The organism is Actinomyces sp. Z16, from assembly GCF_003111765.1.
GTDB lineage: Bacteria > Actinomycetota > Actinomycetes > Actinomycetales > Actinomycetaceae > Actinomyces > Actinomyces glycerinitolerans.
On sequence record NZ_CP027862.1, the window covers coordinates 1,046,612 to 1,063,295 of the forward strand.

Consider the following 16,684-nt stretch of genomic DNA (forward strand, 5'->3'; position numbering starts at 1 on the left):
CCCGCAGCCAGGTACGCGGTGACGAGCGGCGCATGTTCCTGTCCGCCATCTCCCGCGCCGGCCGCCGCCTGATCGTCACCGCGGCGCTGGACGGAGACTGCGCACCCTCCTCCTTCCTGCTCGAGGTCGCCGAGGCGACCGGGCAGACGCTCTTCAACGACGACGGCGAGCTCGAGCCCCGGCCGGATGTTGCCGACCTGACCCTGCCGGGCCTCGTGGGGGAACTGCGCGCCGCAGCCGTAGCCGGCCGCCTGGAGCGGGCCGACGCCGGTGCTCGCGCCCGCGGCCGGAAGGCCGAACGGCTGCTGGCCGCGCTCGCCCGCGACGGCGTCAGCGCCGCCGACCCCGCCAACTGGGCCGGCCTGGGGCAGCCGACCTCCACCACCCCCCTGGTCGGCGCGGGCCAAGAGGTCCGCATCAGCCCCTCCGACGTGGACGCCATCAGCCAATGCCCGCTGAAATGGTTCCTCCAGCGCAACGGCGGCGGTACCGGCACCAGCGATGCCCAGAGGATCGGCATGCTCGTGCACGGCCTGGCCGAGCGCGCCGAACGGGAGGGACTGCGCGGAGAGGTGCTGCGCCAGGCCTTGGAGGACGCGCTGCCGGAGCTGGGCTACCCGGACACCTGGCTCGGCAACCTCGCGCGGCAGCGCGTGCGCGACATGATCGACCGGCTCGACGCCTACCTCGGCTCGGCCCCCGCCCCCACCCTGGTGGAGCAGACGGTGGACGTCCACCTGGATCTGCCCGTGCCCGAGGACGGCGATGAGGAAGGCATCGCTGCTGGGGGTGGCGAGCCCGTGGCGCGCGCCGACGGCGGGCGCGCGGCCGGTGCCGGGTTCCCGGCCGACGGCGGTGAGCCCACGGGCGGTGGGCCCGTGGCCGCGGGCGAGCGGATACCGGTGCGCATACGCGGGCGCATCGACCGCCTGGAGTTCCTCGACGGCACCCCGCCCGACTCATCCGCGGACGGTGTGCTCCCCGCCGGGCAGGGGCAGCGCGTGCGCGTCATCGACTTCAAGACCGGCAGAACCGCGCCTACACAGAAGAGTTCGGCCCGCAACGCGCAGCTAGCCACCTACCGCATGGCGCTGGCCGCTCTCGGTTACCGGGTAGACGGTTCGGCTTTGGCATTCCTGGCGGAAGAACCCCGGAAGACAACGGCCACTCCGTACCTGGTGCCCAGCGGCGTTGTGCTTGACCCCAGCCCTGACCCTGACACCGGGCAGGAGTGGGACTTGGAACTGCTCGCCCGCGCCGCACTGGATATCTCGGGCCCGACTCTGCCCGCGCGTAGCGGGGATGCCTGCGAACTGTGCGCCTTCAGGACATCCTGCCCCGTCAACCCCGAAGGAAGGAAGACCGTGGCATGAGCGCCGCCGACCTCACCCCGGAAGCCCTCGCCGAGCGGCTCGGACTGCCCCGCCCCACCGCGGAGCAGTCCGAGGTAATCGGCTACGATCTGCGGCCCCTGCTGGTGGTTGCCGGCGCCGGCAGCGGTAAGACCGCCACCATGAGCCAGCGCGTCGTCCACCTGGTCGCCACCGGTGTCGTCCGCCCCGACCAGGTGCTAGGACTGACCTTCACCCGCAAGGCCACGGCCGAGCTGGCCGAGCGCGTCTCCGTCCGCCTCGCCCAGCTGGTCGAGAGCGGCGTCATCACCGGCGTCGACGACTCGCCCGAGCCGACGGTGGCCACCTACGACTCCTTCGCCGGTTCGCTCGTGCGCGAATACGGCCTGTACGTCGGCGCCGACCCGGACGCCACCCTGATCACCGAGGCGCGCAAGTGGCAGATCGTCACCGACATTCTCGAGCGGCGCACCGACCCGCTGCCCATCGACAAGCTCTCCACGGCTGTCAAGACCGTGCTTGACGCGGACAACGCCCTGTCCACGAATCTGCTCAGCATTGAGGACGCCCGCGAGCAGCTGACAGATCTGCACGAGTTGTTTTCCGGCCTAATTGGCACGAAAGGGCTGAAGACGGCATTCAAAGGCACGACCGACGCCACGGAGGCCTGGCTGGGCGCGCTCGACGCCGTACAGGACTTCCGCGACTACAAGCGCCGGCACGGGCTGGTCGACTTCGGCGACCGGCTGGCGCTGGCCTGCCGCATCGCCGAAGAGGTGCCCGACGCCGTGGCGGCCATGCGCGCGCAGTACCCGGCGGTGCTGCTGGACGAGTTCCAGGACACCTCCGTCGCCCAGGTGCGGCTGCTCTCCGCCCTATTCGCGGGCCAGGGCGTCACCGCCGTCGGCGACCCGAACCAGGCCATCTACGGCTGGCGCGGTGCCAGCGCCGGCGCGCTGGACACCTTCCACGACCGCTTCAACCCCTCCGGCGTGCAGGCCGTCGCCGGTGGCGGGAACCCCGAAGTCGAGACGCCGGTGCTGCAGCTGTCCACCGCCTGGCGCAACGACTCCGCGGTCCTCGCCGCCGCCAACGTCGTCTCCAAGCCGCTGCGCAACCCCGATTATCAGCCCGGTGATGCCCTGGTCAGACACGTCCCGGTCCGCGAATTGCAGGAGCGTTCGGCCGCCGATGGCCTGGGCGCCGGGCAGGTGCTCGCCGCTTTTCTCACGGACCCACTGCAGGAGGCCGACGCCGTCGCCGACTTCATGCAGGAGCGCTGGCGCCCCGACGCCGAGTTGGCCGTCCTGTGCCGCGCCCGCAGCCAGATGGTGCCGGTGGCCGAGGCGCTTGAAGCCCGTGGAGTGCCCTACGAGGTGGCGGTGTCGGGCGGCATGCTCTCCATCCCCGAAGTGGCGGACATGCGGGCCCTGCTGGCCGTGGCCGCCGATCCCGAACGCGGCGACCGACTCATGCGCCTGCTTACGGGAGCCGACATCGGCGCCGCCGACCTGCGGGCCCTGCAGGGCTTCGCTCGCGAACTCGCGCGCCAGCGCGACCGGGCCGACGGTGCCGGTGCGGACGCGCGGTCAGGCGGCGGCGTGGCACGAGCCGGGGACACACGTGCCGAGGGCGCTGAATCTGCAAGCGGTGGAGGCGGCTCAACGGAGCTAGAGGAGGCGGCCCTGTCCGAGGCGCTCGAGGAACTCGCCCGCCGCGACGACGCCGCCCGCGTCTCCGGTGCCCGGCGTGCCGGGAGACCGGGCAGGCCGACGGTGAGCCCGGCGGTCGCGGGCCTCAGCGAGGCGGGACGCCAGGCGGCCGTGCGGATCGCCCGGGCGCTGCGTCGCGTACGGGGCGCGCTCGCGCTGTCACTGCCGGACCTGGTGGCCGTGGCCGAGCAGGCCCTGGGGCTGGACGTTGAACTGGCGGCCCGCGTCGGCAACCGCATGGGGCGGCGCGGCCTGGACGCCTTCCGGGCCGCCGCCGAGCAATACGCCGCCGACGTCGAAGTGCCCACCGTCTCCGGGTTCCTGGAGCTGCTCGATTACGCGGAGTCGGAAGAGCGGGGACTGGAATCGCCCGAGGTCGAGCCCGAACCCGGCGCCGTGCAGATCATGACCGTCCACGGCGCCAAGGGACTGGAATGGGACCATGTGGCCGTTATCGGACTGACCGAGACCTCGTTCCCCTCATACCGGGCCAAACAAGTCCCCACGGACAAGAGAGTGCGTGCGAATGGGTGGATGACCTCCAAGCGGGAGTTCCCCTACCCGCTGCGCTCCGACGCCGACCAGCTACCGCCCTTCGAACTTGGTGACATTGGTGTTCCCCTGGGTGAGGGCGTGAATCTCAGCAACGATGAGAAGAGCGAGATCAAGGAACTCAGGGAGCAGTACCGGCTCGCGCTCGGGCGTCACCTGGTTGCCGAGGAGCGTCGCCTCGCCTACGTGGCCGTCACGCGGGCCCGGCATGACGTGCTGCTGACCGGTTCGCACCTGGTCAAGACCGGCGACACACTCAAACCTGCCTCCCGGTTCCTGACCGAGCTGCAGCAGGCGGGGCTGCTTGCCGAGTTCGGACCCGGCTTCATCGACGCGCCTAAGGACGCCGTCAACCCCGTCGGGGTCGCGCAGGCATCCTGGCCGGTTACGCACCCGGCCGCCCCTAGTTCGGAGCGGGCCGCGCGCATCGCCGTCGCCGAGGCCGTCGGCCGCGCCATGGCGGCCCCCACCGCAGTCTCTGCGGACGAAACCCCCGCGGCGGGCATCCCACGGGGGAGGGCGCCGCCGACGGGCGCGTGGCCCGCTGGTGGGAGGACGCCCGGCTACTGCTGGCCGAGCGCGACGCCGCCGCGGCCGAAGCCCCCACGGTCCGCCAGCCCGCCCACCTGGCCGCCACCCGGCTGGCCGACCTGCGCGACGATCGAGACGGCTTCGCACTCGACCTGCGCCGTCCCCTGCCGTCCCAGCCTCAATCCGCCGGGCGCCTGGGCACTGTCTTCCACGACGCCATCGCCCAGCGCCTGAGCAGCCGCGGCACTTTGTTCAGCCTGCAAGACGCCGGCGTCCCGGACACGCTCGCCGACTCCGACCGCAAGCGCGTGGAGCGCTGGCTCAAGGTCGCCGCCGAGCATCCGCTGCTAGACGGCTACGAGCTGGTGACCACTGAGGATTCCCTTGAACTCACCCTCGGCGACACCACCCTGCGCTGCCGCATCGACGCCATCTTCCAGCGCCCCGGCAGCAACCATTTCCTGGTGGTCGACTGGAAGACCGGCCACCAACGCGTGCCGGTGGACCAGCTCAGCGTGTACGTGCACGCCTGGGCCGCGAAGAAGCAGATCCCCACCGACCAGATCCGCGCCGCCTACGTCTACGTCGCGGACGGCGGAGAAGTCGACGAACTGGGCGAGGAGGCCTTCCTCTCGCTGGAGGAGATTCGGCGCAGCGTGGACCGGCAGGCTCAATGAGCGTCTGAGCCGTCCCCATCGGCTTCTGCATCGGTACCGTCGTCGACGCCCTCGTAGTCGGCGTCTTCGTCGGCGTCCTCCTCGACCAGCACCATCTTGACCTCGCTGGTGGTGGCCTCCGGCTCGGCCGGCTCCTTGACCCCGGGCACGGGCGCCAGGCGCGGGCCGGTCTGCTCCACCAGCGGCTCATCCCCAACCTGGTCGGCCAGGTCCGTCAGCATTGCCACGGCATCGTCAATGATCGAGTCGCTGCCGGTACGCACCCCGTGCCTGAGCCACTCGGCCAGACTCAGTTCACTGACCAGCTCCGCCCGGTCGCGCAGGTGCCGGTCGACGCCCTCGGTGCGCGCCAAGTCGTAGGCGGACTCGATCGAGTCCAGGCAGTCCACAGGCACGGAGGCGTACACCCACGCCATGTCCTCGGCCGGGTCGCCCACATGCGCCTGGCCCAGCCCGCGCACGGCCACCACCGCGCCGCCCGCCGTCAGTACGTTCTCCGGCGCCAGGTCCCCATGCACCACCACCGGCCGGAAGCGCCACAGGGCCGTGTCCTCCAGCGCCACCTCCCATCGGGCCAGCAGCGACGGCGGCACCTTGCCGGTCCCGGCGGCGTCGTCAAGCAGGTTCAACCAACGGGTGCGCACGTCGTCGGCGTCGTAGACGGGCAGGCCCGCCTCGGATACCACCGTGGTGGGCAGGTCGTGCAACTCGCCCAGCGCCTTGCCCAGCCCCGCGGACAGCCCCGGCCCCGGGCGCAGCGAATCGATGTCAATGGGCCGCCCCTCCAGGTGGGAGCGCACCTGAATGTAACTGCCTTCCAGCCGCAGCGTGCCGGCGGGGCGGGGCACGTCGAAGGACAGTCGGCCGTCGTCGACGATCCTCCCGATGCGTCGCAGTACCTCGGCCTCCGCCTCCAGGGTCGCGCCGGTTGCGTCCGCGCGGGTCTCCAGCACCTCCCAGTGGCGGCCCCGGGTGTCGACGACGCCGACCACCCGCAGGTCGGCGGAGCGCTCCTGAGGCAGGGCCAGGCGCGCGGGGTCCAGTCCGGGCACGGCCACCGCGGCCAGGGCCGCCAGGGCCAGTGGCGAGCGCTCGCGGGCGGACTCCGCGTCGGGCGCGGACCCACCCGACGTGGCGGTGCGAGGCGACTCGGAGGCGGAAGCGGGGGTGGACGGTCCGGCGGGCGGCTGTGACATGACTCCACCGTAAGCGAGGAACCCGCCGGACGGGGTGGCGCCGCGCCCCGGCGGCCGCCCACCATTCAGACGACTGTCAGGCGGCCGTCACCGTTGATGCCCCCGCGCCGACGGCCGGAGTTTTCCACAGGCCGCTGAGACGGAGTGGCGTCGATGCGCAGTTGTGACCTATGGTCGCGGCGTGGCACTGCTCAACGCCGAGTCAGCGCCACGCAAGACACCCGCTGGCGAGCGCCTCGCCAGCGCCCAAGCAACCATCAACCGTTAGGCCCGCCATGGATGCCGCAGCCCTGCTGCACTCCGAAATCCGCGAACTCGTCCGCCGCCGCGGCGTCGACCCGCTCACGGACGCCCCCGGCCTGGAGGCCCTCGTCGCCGAGGCCAGCGCCGACTACCTCGCCCGCGCCGACGCCGGCCTGGTCCCGCCCCTGCCCGACCCCGACGACGCCGGCGCTCGCGCCGTCGACGCGTTGGCCGGCCTAGGCCCACTGCAGCGCTACCTGGACGACGACACGGTGGAGGAGATCTGGTGCAACGCCCCCGGCCGCGTGTTCATCGCCCGCGCCGGCCGTCCCGAACTGACCACCACCCTGCTGGAGGATGAGGAGTTGCGCGTCCTGGTGGAGCGGATGCTGCGCGCCTCCGGGCGCCGTCTGGACCTGGCCAGCCCCTTCGTGGATGCCCAACTGCCCGGCGGCGAACGCCTGCACGTGGTCATCCCACCCATCACCTCCCACCACTGGGCGGTCAACATCCGCAAGCACACCTCGCGGGCCGCGCGCACCAGCGACCTGGTGCGGATGGGGTCGCTGACCGCGCACGCCGCCGCCTTCCTGGACGCCTCCGTGCAGGCCGGGTTGAACATCCTCGTCTCCGGCGCCACCCAGGCCGGCAAGACCACCATGGTGCGGGCCCTGGCCGGCGCCATCCCCGCCGGGCAGCGGGTGATCACGTGCGAGGAGGTCTTCGAGCTGGCGCTGCGCAATCGGGACTGCGTGGCCATGCAGACCCGCGCCGCCAACCTGGAGGGGACCGGCGAGATCAACCTGCGGCGCCTGGTCAAGGAGGCGCTGCGCATGCGTCCGGACCGGCTGCTGATCGGCGAGGTGCGCGAGGCGGAGGCCCTGGACCTGCTGATCGCCATGAACTCCGGCATGCCGTCTATGTCGACATTGCATGCCAACTCCGCCCGGGAGGCGATCGTCAAGATCTGCACGCTGCCGCTGATGGCGGGAGAGAATGTCTCCGCAGGGTTCGTGGTCCCCACGGTGGCCGGCGCCGTCGACCTGGTGGTCCACCTGGACCTGGGCGCCGACGGCCACCGCCAGGTGCGGGAGATCGCCGCCCTGTCCGGGCGGGTGGAGAACGGCACCATCGAGATGTCCGACGTCTTCCACCGCGACGACGCCGGCCGGCTGGTGCGTGGCCCGGGGCTGCCGCGCGCCGCCGAACGCTATGCCCGCTCCGGCCACGACCTGGCCGCCCTGCTCACCGGTGACGCAGTGGGGTCCCATCCGGGCCTGCGCGCCGGGGCCAGCGGGCGTACCGGGACGGCGGGGGCCGCGGGGGAGTGGTCCTGATGGGCGCCGTAGCCGGGCTGCTGGGCGGCAGCGGCATCATCCTGATCTGGCTCGCCCTGACCAGCGAGCCGCCCCAGTGGCGTTCGGCCCGCCAACGGCACCTGGCGGACCTGCTCGTGCAGGCCGGCGTCGGCCGCACCAGCCCCGCCCTGTTCGTCACCGGCAGTCTCGGGCTCGGACTCGTGGTCGCACTGGTCTTCCTGGGAGTCTCCCGCGCCTGGCCGATCGCGGCCGCCTTCGGCGCCATCGCCGCCGGCGCACCGTTGCTGGTGGTCTCCTCCCGAGCCCGCACCCGCCGCACCAACCTGCGCGAGGTCTGGCCGGAGGCCGTCGACACGCTGGTGTCGGGCGTGCGCGCCGGCATGAGCCTGCCCGAGGCACTGGCCAACCTCGGTGAGCGCGGACCCGAACCGATCCGGGAGGAGCTGCGCGCCTTCGGCGTCGACTACGCCACCACCGCCCGCTTCGACCAGTCCCTGGACCGGCTCAAGGCCCGCTTCGCCGACCCGGTGGCCGACCGCATCGTGGAGGCCCTGCGGCTGGCGTACGAGGTCGGCGGCAACGACCTGACCACCCTGCTGCGTTCGTTGTCGCGGATGCTGCGGGAGGACCTGCGCACCCGCGGCGAGTTGGAGGCCCGCCAGTCCTGGACCGTCAACGGGGCGCGGGTGGCGGTGGCCGCGCCGTGGATCGTGCTGGCACTGCTGTCCACCCGCCCCCAGGCGGCCGCCGCCTACGCCACCGCCACTGGCGCCCTCATGCTCGCCGTCGGCGGGGTGGTGACCGTGATCGCCTACCGGCTCATGCTGCGGCTCGGGCGCCTGCCCGAGGAAGATCGGGTGCTGCGATGAGTCCCGGCCTCGCCGGCGCCCTGGCCGGGCTGCTCGCCGCCTGCGGCATCCTCGCCGTCATCCAGGCCGTGCGGCGCCACCGCCCCACCCTCGCCTCCCGCCTGGAGCCATACGTGCACCCCCGCTCGGCCGCCTCGCGGCTACTGGTCGGCGCGCCGGCCGCGGACGGGCAGACCGTCAGCGCCGTGCTGCTGGGTACGGTCACCCGCCTGGGCGGCCTGCTGGAGGCGATCGGCTCCTCGGCCGACTCGGTGCGTCGGCGCCTGGCCCGCTCCGGGACCGGCCTGACCTATGAGGAACTGCGCACCCAACAACTGCTGTGGGCGGTGGCCGGGCTCGCCGTCGCCGCCGGGAGCGGACTGGCGCTGTCGCTCCTCTGGCGGGTCAACGTGCCGCTGCTGATCGTGCTGGCGCTGCTGGCCGGCGTCGGCGGGGCGGCCGCCCGCGACTGGTGGCTCACCCGCACCGTGACCCGGCGCTGCGAGCGCATTGAGGCGCAACTGCCCGACGTCGTCGAACTGCTTGCGCTCGTGGTCGGGGCCGGGCAGGGCCCCATCGCGGCCATCGAGCGGGTCGCGCGCGTGGGCCACGGCGAACTCGTGGAGGAACTGGAAGTCACCCTCGCCGACGTTCGTTCGGGCACCGTACTGTCCACCGCCCTGGCCCACCTGGAGCAGCGGGTCGGTTCCCTGCAGGTCACCCGCCTGTCGGAGGCGATCGCCGTCGCCCTTGAGCGCGGCACCCCGCTGGCGGACGTGCTGCGCGCCCAGGCCGCCGACGCCCGCGAGGCCTCCCGACGCGCCCTGATGGAGGAGGGCGGGCGCCGCGAGATCGCCCAGATGGTGCCCGTCGTCTTCCTGATCCTGCCCATCACCGTCGTCTTCGCCCTCTTCCCGGGCCTGTTTGTGCTGCGGATCGGCCTATGAGCCGACTCCCCGCGCCGGTCGCGCCGCGCGCCCGCGGATTCCGGGCCGCCCGAAACCTCCCCACCGCCAGACCCATATCCACCACCCCTCCACGGAAACGGAGAATCCCATGCAAACTCTCAAGCGCCTCAGTATTCGCCTGCAAACCCGGCTCCACCACTTGGACGACGAGCGCGGCGACGTCCCCGGCTGGGTGCTGGTCACCCTCATGACCGCGGGGCTGGTCGTCGCCCTGTGGGCGGTGGCCGGCCCGGCCCTGATCCAGGTGTTCAACGACGCCATCGCCAAGGTCTCCGGTGCCATCTGAACGGCCGGGCCGGTGCGCCCGCGGGCACGTCGGGCGCGGTGACGCGGACGGGCCCGACGGCCGGCACCGGCCGGCGGCCCACCGCATGGCCACCGAGCGCGGCTCGGCCGTAGTCGACTTCGTGCTCGTCGGCGTGCTCGTCGTCGCCGTGTCGGTGGCGCTGCTCCAGCTCGCCCTCGGCCTGCACGTGCGCAACCTGCTCACCGACGCCGCCGGAGAGGGCGCCCGCCGCGCCGCGCTGGTCGGCGGCACCACCGCCGAGGCGGATGCGCGCGTGCGCGCCCTGGCCGACGCGGCACTCGCCGACGGCTACGTCGACGCCGTGAACGTCACCCGCACCCGGGTCGACGGCGTGACGGTGGTACGCGTGGACGTGACCGCCCCACTGCCGGTGTTGGGCCTGCTCGGCCCCGGCGGGACGCTGCACGTCACCGGGCACGCCGTCGACGAGGCCGTCCTCGTGGGCGTGGACGGAGACGAACCGTGAACCGGCGCGCGCAAAGCCGACCGCACACGCCGGTCGAGCCGTCGGGGAGGCGTTGGTCTGGTCGCCGGGCCCCCGGCCCGCGCCTCCGCCGGGCCGGACGGCGCGGCGAGCCGGAGGCCGGCAACGCCGCGGTGGAGTTCATCGGGTGGACGGTGGTGCTGGTGGTGCCCGTGGTGTACCTGCTCGTCGCCCTCGCCCAAGTGCAGGCCGCCTCCTTCGCCGTGGCCTCCGCCGCCGACGCCGCCAGCCGCATCCTGGAGGTCGAGCCGGGGGAGTCCGCCGTGGCTCACGCGCGTGTGGCCGTGGGCCTGGCCCTGTCCGACCAAGGCGTTGACGCCGACCCCGCCACCGCCCTGAGCGTGGGCTGCGCGGACGCCGCCTGCACCGGGGCGGTGGTACGCGTACAGGCGGGCGTGGACCTGCCGGTGCTCGCGTCGGCCGGGGTGGGGCGGGACGTCGTCGTCGTGGATGCCGAGCGCGCCGTCACCCTTGCCGTCAGCAAGGGAAGCGCACCATGATCTCGCGGGAGCCCTGCCGGGCCGCCGCCGCCCGGGTGCGCCGGACGGCCGCCGCGGAGGACGGACAGACCCTGCTGCTGGGCGTCGGGCTGGTCGCCGTCGTCGCCGCACTGATTCTGGCACTCGCCTCCGCCAGCGCCGTCTACCTGGACCTGAAGACCCTCACCTCGCTGGCGGACTCGGCCGCGGCCGCCGCCGCGGATGCGATCGACGACGCCTCCTACTTCGCCGGAGACTCCACAACGGCCGGCCCCGGCACGCTGTCGGCCGCGAGCGTGCGGGCCGCGGCCGCCGCCGACCTGGCCGGACAACCGGTCGAGCTGACCGGGGTGCAGATCACCGAGGCCGCCAGTCCCGACGGTGCCACCGCCGTCGTCACCCTGACCGCGCATTCCCAACCGCCCTTCCTGCCCTGGGGCGTAATCCCCGCAGCGGGCTTCACGATCACCGCCACCGGCACCGCCCGGGCCACCACCAACATGTGAAGGCGCGGGGCCGAATGTCCGGATTCGGCATAAACGGGTCCGAAGCGGCCAAGAGCCGTTTCCGGATCGTTGGAATCAAGCCGTTTTATGGGCGGCCAGAGAGCGCGCGCCCGACGTTCCCGCCGGATTTGGACATTCTTCGGCGGGCGAGAGAGGTGGAGGAGCTACGGGGGATCAGGGTCGGGGTGGCGACGCGGTTAACCACTTGTGAATCGCCACTGGTCTGCGCGGCGAGCAGATCGAGTGCCCCGGCGGCGATCAGGTCGAAAGGCACACGCACCGTCGTCAGTGGCACGGTCAGTTGGCCGGCCAGCGGGGTGTCGTTATAGCCGACGACGCTCAAGTCCTTCGGGACGGAGCGTCCCAACGTCTTGGCCGCGGACAGCGTCCCCATGGCGAGGGAGTCATTGGCGGCGAAGACGGCGGTGATTCCCGGCGCCTCGCTGAGCACGGCTGTCGCCGCCGCGCTGCCGTCTGTGAAGCCGAAGCCGCAGTGGCGGACGTACGCCTCAGGGACCGGCACATCTGCCTCCGCCATGGCGCGGCGGTAGCCGGCCAAGCGCTGCCTGGCGGTGGAGGCGAAGTCGGGCCCGGGAAGCACTGCGACTTTGGTGTGCCCGAGGTCGAGCAGGTGGCGGGTTGCGAGATACCCGCCGAGCTCGTCGTCGCATACGGAGGAGGGTGAAATGTCGTCGGTGCGCAATGCGAGCACATGCGGCACACCGAGTTCACGCAGGGAACTGGGCAGAGGATCATCAAGCCGAGCGGTGGCGAGTACGAGGCCGTCGACGCGCCGGGCCAGTAGCGAGTCCACGGCGTGGGCCTCGGCGGCGGAGTCGTCGCCGCACACGGATACGAGTGCGAACAATCCCCGAGCGGCCGCCGCTGAGAAGATCGCCTCGAACAGCAGCGCCATCACGGTGTCGGACAGCCGCGGCACCAGCACCCCGACGGTGCCGGTGTCGCCGCGTCGCAGTGCGGAGGCTGCGGCGTCGCGCCGGTATCCGAGCCGTTCGGCCGCCTCCCTCACTCGCTTGGCGGAGGCGGAGCGTGAGGTCGGAAGCCGTTCGTCCAGGATGCGGGAGGCCGTAGAGATGGACACGCCAGCTGCTGCGGCGACGTCCTTAAGGGTGACGGTCTTCACGGTGTGCCTCCTGGTCGGCTGATCGCATCGTAGCTGCGCGACTCGCAGACGAGGAGACGGACCCGCGGCACCCAAGGACGTCGCGAGTCCGTCTCGGACAGGGCTACTCGTGATCAAACGACGACGGCGGCCAGTACGAAACCGTAGAGCACGCTCAGCCCCGTCGCCATGAGGCCCGGGACTAGGAAGGGGTGGTCGAAGAAGTGTGTGCCGAGCCGCGTCGAGCCGGTGTCATCGAGGTCCACCGCCGCCAACAGCGTCGGATAGGTGGGCAGGATGAACAGGGATGAGGTCGCCGGGAAGCAGGCGACCACGGTCGCCGGAGCCACACCGATCGCCAGCGCGGTGGGGAACAGCGCCCGCGTGGAGGCGGCCTGCGAGTACAGCAATGAGGAGGCAACTACCACCAGGATGGCGAACAGCCAGGGCTTGCCGGCGAGCGCGTCACCCAGGTGGGCTTGGATCCACTCCTGGTTGGCGGTCATAAAGGTGGTACCCAGCCAAGCGACACCGAGGATACAGGCGCAGGCATTCATACCGGTGCGGAAGATTGACGAGCCCGGTATCGCCTTCGGATCTGCGCGGCAGGCCACGATGATCGCCCCGGCGGCTGCAAGCATGACGGAGATACGGCACTGTCCGGCGTCCATAACGGGCTCGGAGATCAGGCCCACCTTCTCGGAGATGGCAATGGAGTAGGCGAGCACCACAACCAGGGCGATCAGGAAGATCAGCACCGACAGCTTGGCGCCCGGGCGCAGTTCGCGGACCTCGTGCTTAGGCGGGGTGATCTCGCCAGCGGCGAGGCGGCGCCGATACTCCGGCACGACATCGAGTCGGTCCGTCCCGCGCGCCTTGTCCCAGAACATGAATACCAGTGCGGTAGTCATCGTGCCTAGGAAGGTGGCGGGGATCGACACCAGAATCAGGTCGATGAAGGTCCACCCGGAATTCGTCTCCTCAAGTTGGCCAGAGAGGAACACCACGGCGGCGGAGATCGGGGAGGCGGTGATGCCAAGCAGCGATCCGGCCACGCCGACCGCCAGCGGGCGGGTGGGGCGGATGTTGTTCTCCTTGGCGACCTCCACGATCACCGGCATGGTCGCGAAGGACACCTGTCCGGTGGAGGCGGCGAAGGTGAGCAGGTAGGTAACCAGGGGCGCCAGCAGGGCGAGGTACTTGGGGTGGGCACGCAACAGCCGGTCGGTGAGATTGACCAGGTAGTCGAGCCCGCCGGCCACCTGCATGGCCGAGGCCGCATAGATCACCACCATGATGAACACGATCACCTGCATGGGCAGGTCGCCGGGGGTGGCACCGAGCAGGCCGAGGACCACCACGCCGGCTCCGCCGGCGAAGGCAATGCCGATGCCGCCGATTCTGGCGCCGATGATGATGAAGGCAACGAAGACGAGGAACTGCAGAAGGATCACGGCCTACTCCATTGTGGGCGGTGGGTGGGGGGAGGAACGCGGCACGGGGCGTGATCACCATCGGCACCGATCGTGATGGGACACACTTGGTGTGGGGCGGCCGCGGGGCGTGGCGGTCGCGGGAATAAGGCCGCGACCGCCACGTGTAGTGGTCAGGCCGGGATCTGCGCCTTGCCGATTCCGGCGGCAGCCAGGGCCGCGGCGATCTCCTCGTGGGCGCCCTCTGCCAGGGGGCGTAGCGGAGAGCGCACGGTGGCGGTCTCCAGCACGCCGCGCTCCACCAGCGCCTCCTTCAGGGCGACGGTGCCCTCCATGTGACTTCCGCGGTGGTAGACCGCCTTGGTCACCGGCAGGAGCTGGTCATGCACGGCGCGGGCGGCGTCGTAGTCGTGCGCCTGGCCGGCCTTGAGCAGCTTGATCAGCAGCTCGGGGGCGATGTTGCCGTAGCCGACCAGGAGGCCGTCGACGTCGAACATGGTGTGCAGCAGGTACTCGTCGTGGCAACTCATGATCGTCAGGTCCGGGAAGGCCTCACGCAGTACCGGGATCTCGGTGTCCCACCGCTTCATGTTGCGCACGCCGTTCTTGGTGTAGTGCACGCCGGGCAGCGCCGCGATCTCCAACTGGGTGTCCAGGTCGTAGCTGCACTTGGTGTTGTCCGGGTACTGGAAGAGGATTTCGTTCAGGCCGGTCTCCTCATAGATCGCCTTGTAGCGGTCCTGCGGGGCGCCGGGCTGGAACCCGAACCGCAGCCAGCCGTGGGAGGGGTAGATCAGGCCGGCGGTCGCCCCGGCGTCGACGGCACGCTGTGCCTCCTCGCAGGCGACCCTGGTGCCCTCGCCGGTGATGCCGGCGACGACGGGGACGCGGCCGTCGGTGGAGGCGACGAACGCCTCGATGACGGCCACCTGCTCGGACTGGGTGAGGAAGGTGCCCTCACCGGCGTGGCCCAGGACGACCAGTGAGGTGACTTCGGGGAAGGAGCCCAGCCAGGAGCCCAGGCGCTTGATGGCGGGGAAGTCGATCTCGCCGTCGGGGGTGAAGGGGGTGACGGGGGCGGGGTTGAGGCCGCGGAGGTTGGGTACTGGGACGCTCATATTGGTTCACTTCCTTGGGATCAAGAGCGGATCATGCCACCGGGAGCGCCTCTTGCAAACGTTCCCGGGAACGTTTGCAAGAGTAGGTGAGGAGGCTCGCCGTGTCCATAGGTCGGAAGGCCCAGATGGTGGCTGTGCGGCCTTCCGGTACGCGCGCAGAATGATGCTCCGAATACGGGACAAACGCGTGTGCGCGACCGAACTGTGGCTGATAGATCGCTGATATCAAGCCGTTTTATGGGCGGCCAGAGAGCGCGCGCCCGACGTTCCTGCCGGATTTGGACATTCTTCGGCGGTGGCCTCACTCGCCGGGCCCATACTGGGCCCATGACAGACCCCGAAACCGCGCCCGCGCTGCGCGACGACGACGCCTACGCCGACTCCATCATCGACTTCGTCACCGCCTCACCCACCTCCTATCACGCAGCCGCGGAGGTCGCCCGCCGCCTGGACGCCGTGGGCCTGACCGCCGTAGACGAGCGCGAGCCCTGGGGAACCGACCTGCCCCGCCGCGGTTACACCCGCCGCGACGGCGCCATCATCGCCTGGCTGCTGCCCGAGCAGCTGGACGCGGCCGCCGGATTGCGGATCGTCGGCGCCCACACGGACTCCCCGGCGCTGCGGCTCAAGCCCCGCGCCGCCATGGTGCGCGACGGCGTGCAGGTGCTGAACGTCGAGGTCTACGGCGGGCCGCTGCTGAACTCCTTCCTGGACCGCGAGCTCGGCCTGGCCGGCCGCCTGACCGCCCTCGACGGCACCACCCACCTGGTGCGCACCGGCCCCATCGCCCGCGTCGCCCAGGTCGCCCCGCACCTGGACCGCAGCGTGAACGAGTCCCTGCACCTGGACAAGCAGGCCCATCTGTTGCCGCTGTGGACCCTGACGAGCGGCAAAACGAGCGATGCGGCGGTGGCCGCCGGCACGGCCCCGGCAGGCGCTGCAACCGACGCGGCCGGAGCTGGGAATGACGCCGCGTCCGCCCTGCCCAGCCCCGACGCGCCCGAGCATTACCTATGCGAGCTGGCCGGCATCGACCCCGCCGACCTGGCCTTCTGCGACATCCTCACCTACCCCACCGAGGCGCCGGCCCGCTTCGGTCGCAATGGCGAGTTCCTCGCCTCCTCCCGCCTGGACAACCTCTCCTCCGTGCACGCCGCCCTGGTGGCGCTGGAGGCGTTGGCCCGCGCGGGCGATCCCACCGGCCCGATCGTCTTCATCGCCAATGACCATGAGGAGGTCGGCAGCGGCACCCGCACCGGTGCCGCCGGCCCGTTCCTGCAGACCGTGCTGTCCCGCCTCGCCGGCACCATGGGGATCACGGGCGACGCCTACGCGGCGCTGCTGGCCCGCTCGGTGTGCGTCTCCGCCGACGCCGGCCACGCCGCCCACCCGAACTATCCACAGTTGCACGATCCCGCCGTGCGCCCCGTCCTCGGCGGCGGGCCGCTGCTGAAGATCAACGCCCAGCAGCGCTACGCCACCGACGCCACCGCCGTGGCCACATGGGCACGCGCCTGCCGCACCGCCGCGGTTCCCAGCCAGGACTTCGTGTCCAACAACGCCGTGCCCTGCGGCACCACGATCGGCCCGCTCACCGCCACGCGCCTGGGCATCCCCACCGTCGACGTCGGCCAGGGGCTGCTGTCCATGCACTCCCAGCGGGAGATGTGCGCGGTCACCGACGGACGCGGCCTCGCCCGCGCCATGCACGCCTACTGGCAGGGCGCCTGAACCCCAGAGGGCGGTGCGCCGCCCGGCCCCGCCCGCTTAGCCGCGCCGGCCGCCGGCCCCGCCACAAGACGACGGTGCCGGGCAGCCGCTCAATGCAGCCGCCCG

15 protein-coding genes are annotated in these 16,684 nt (G+C 71.7%); 11 read left to right on the top strand and 4 right to left on the bottom strand.

The genetic code is table 11. The features are described from left to right. The first annotated feature begins 32 nt into the window (after positions 1-32). The 3 genes from C3B71_RS16355 to C3B71_RS16360 are packed head-to-tail and all read left to right on the top strand — an operon-like array spanning position 33 to position 4,824. Entirely contained in the window at positions 33-1,373 is a 1,341-nt protein-coding gene (locus tag C3B71_RS16355) for a RecB family exonuclease (RefSeq protein ID WP_234416198.1), read from the top strand. Continuing rightward, on the top strand, positions 1,370-4,381 hold the full coding sequence (locus C3B71_RS04305; RefSeq protein ID WP_234416100.1) for an ATP-dependent helicase: 3,012 nt from the start codon (positions 1,370-1,372) through the stop codon (positions 4,379-4,381). Before C3B71_RS16355 ends, C3B71_RS04305 begins: the two co-directional genes overlap by 4 nt. Continuing rightward, positions 4,342-4,824, top strand: coding sequence for a PD-(D/E)XK nuclease family protein (locus C3B71_RS16360; RefSeq protein WP_234416200.1), 483 nt, complete (start codon positions 4,342-4,344; stop codon positions 4,822-4,824). Before C3B71_RS04305 ends, C3B71_RS16360 begins: the two co-directional genes overlap by 40 nt. On the opposite strand, the gene C3B71_RS04310 is transcribed toward C3B71_RS16360, so the two are convergent. Beyond that, on the bottom strand, positions 4,818-6,020 hold the full coding sequence (locus C3B71_RS04310; protein ID WP_108966355.1) for a phosphotransferase: 1,203 nt from the start codon (positions 6,018-6,020) through the stop codon (positions 4,818-4,820). The two genes, C3B71_RS16360 and C3B71_RS04310, sit on opposite strands and share 7 nt — an antisense overlap. Positions 6,021-6,295: 275 nt before the next feature. Between C3B71_RS04310 and C3B71_RS04315 the strand changes: the two genes are divergently transcribed. The 7 genes from C3B71_RS04315 (at position 6,296) to C3B71_RS04345 (ending at position 11,174) form a co-directional block, all read left to right on the top strand. Next, entirely contained in the window at positions 6,296-7,600 is a 1,305-nt protein-coding gene (locus C3B71_RS04315) for a CpaF family protein (RefSeq protein ID WP_108966358.1), read from the top strand. Continuing rightward, positions 7,600-8,451: a type II secretion system F family protein gene (locus tag C3B71_RS04320; protein WP_108966360.1), complete on the top strand. Its 852-nt coding sequence runs from the start codon at positions 7,600-7,602 to the stop codon at positions 8,449-8,451. Before C3B71_RS04315 ends, C3B71_RS04320 begins: the two co-directional genes overlap by 1 nt. Then, positions 8,448-9,377 carry a type II secretion system F family protein gene (locus tag C3B71_RS04325; protein ID WP_108966362.1) on the top strand — a complete coding sequence of 310 codons (930 nt, stop codon included), beginning with the start codon at positions 8,448-8,450 and terminating at the stop codon, positions 9,375-9,377. The genes C3B71_RS04320 and C3B71_RS04325 overlap by 4 nt, the downstream gene beginning before the upstream one ends. 109 nt (positions 9,378-9,486) lie before the next feature. Next, positions 9,487-9,684, top strand: coding sequence for a hypothetical protein (locus tag C3B71_RS04330; protein ID WP_073327381.1), 198 nt, complete (start codon positions 9,487-9,489; stop codon positions 9,682-9,684). 85 nt (positions 9,685-9,769) lie between these two features. Then, entirely contained in the window at positions 9,770-10,171 is a 402-nt protein-coding gene (locus tag C3B71_RS04335; RefSeq protein WP_108966365.1) for a TadE/TadG family type IV pilus assembly protein, read from the top strand. Then, positions 10,168-10,689, top strand: coding sequence for a peptidase T4 (locus C3B71_RS04340; protein WP_234416102.1), 522 nt, complete (start codon positions 10,168-10,170; stop codon positions 10,687-10,689). Before C3B71_RS04335 ends, C3B71_RS04340 begins: the two co-directional genes overlap by 4 nt. Next, entirely contained in the window at positions 10,686-11,174 is a 489-nt protein-coding gene (locus C3B71_RS04345) for a glycosyltransferase (RefSeq protein WP_108966369.1), read from the top strand. Before C3B71_RS04340 ends, C3B71_RS04345 begins: the two co-directional genes overlap by 4 nt. Before the next feature lie 85 nt (positions 11,175-11,259). Here C3B71_RS04345 and C3B71_RS04350 read toward each other — a convergent pair whose 3' ends face one another. The 3 genes from C3B71_RS04350 to C3B71_RS04360 all read right to left on the bottom strand — a co-directional run bounded on the left by C3B71_RS04350 (position 11,260) and on the right by C3B71_RS04360 (position 14,848). Then, positions 11,260-12,318: a LacI family DNA-binding transcriptional regulator gene (locus C3B71_RS04350; protein WP_199912574.1), complete on the bottom strand. Its 1,059-nt coding sequence runs from the start codon at positions 12,316-12,318 to the stop codon at positions 11,260-11,262. Between the two features lie 113 nt (positions 12,319-12,431). Next, positions 12,432-13,751, bottom strand: coding sequence for an anaerobic C4-dicarboxylate transporter family protein (locus C3B71_RS04355; RefSeq protein WP_108966371.1), 1,320 nt, complete (start codon positions 13,749-13,751; stop codon positions 12,432-12,434). Positions 13,752-13,903: 152 nt separating this feature from the next. Then, positions 13,904-14,848, bottom strand: a complete 945-nt coding sequence (locus tag C3B71_RS04360; protein ID WP_108966373.1) for a dihydrodipicolinate synthase family protein — start codon at positions 14,846-14,848, stop codon at positions 13,904-13,906. A 327-nt stretch (positions 14,849-15,175) separates the two neighbouring features. Here C3B71_RS04360 and C3B71_RS04365 point away from each other — a divergent pair, with 327 nt between their 5' ends. Further along, positions 15,176-16,579 carry a M18 family aminopeptidase gene (locus C3B71_RS04365; RefSeq protein WP_108966375.1) on the top strand — a complete coding sequence of 468 codons (1,404 nt, stop codon included), beginning with the start codon at positions 15,176-15,178 and terminating at the stop codon, positions 16,577-16,579. The last annotated feature ends 105 nt before the right edge of the window (positions 16,580-16,684 follow it).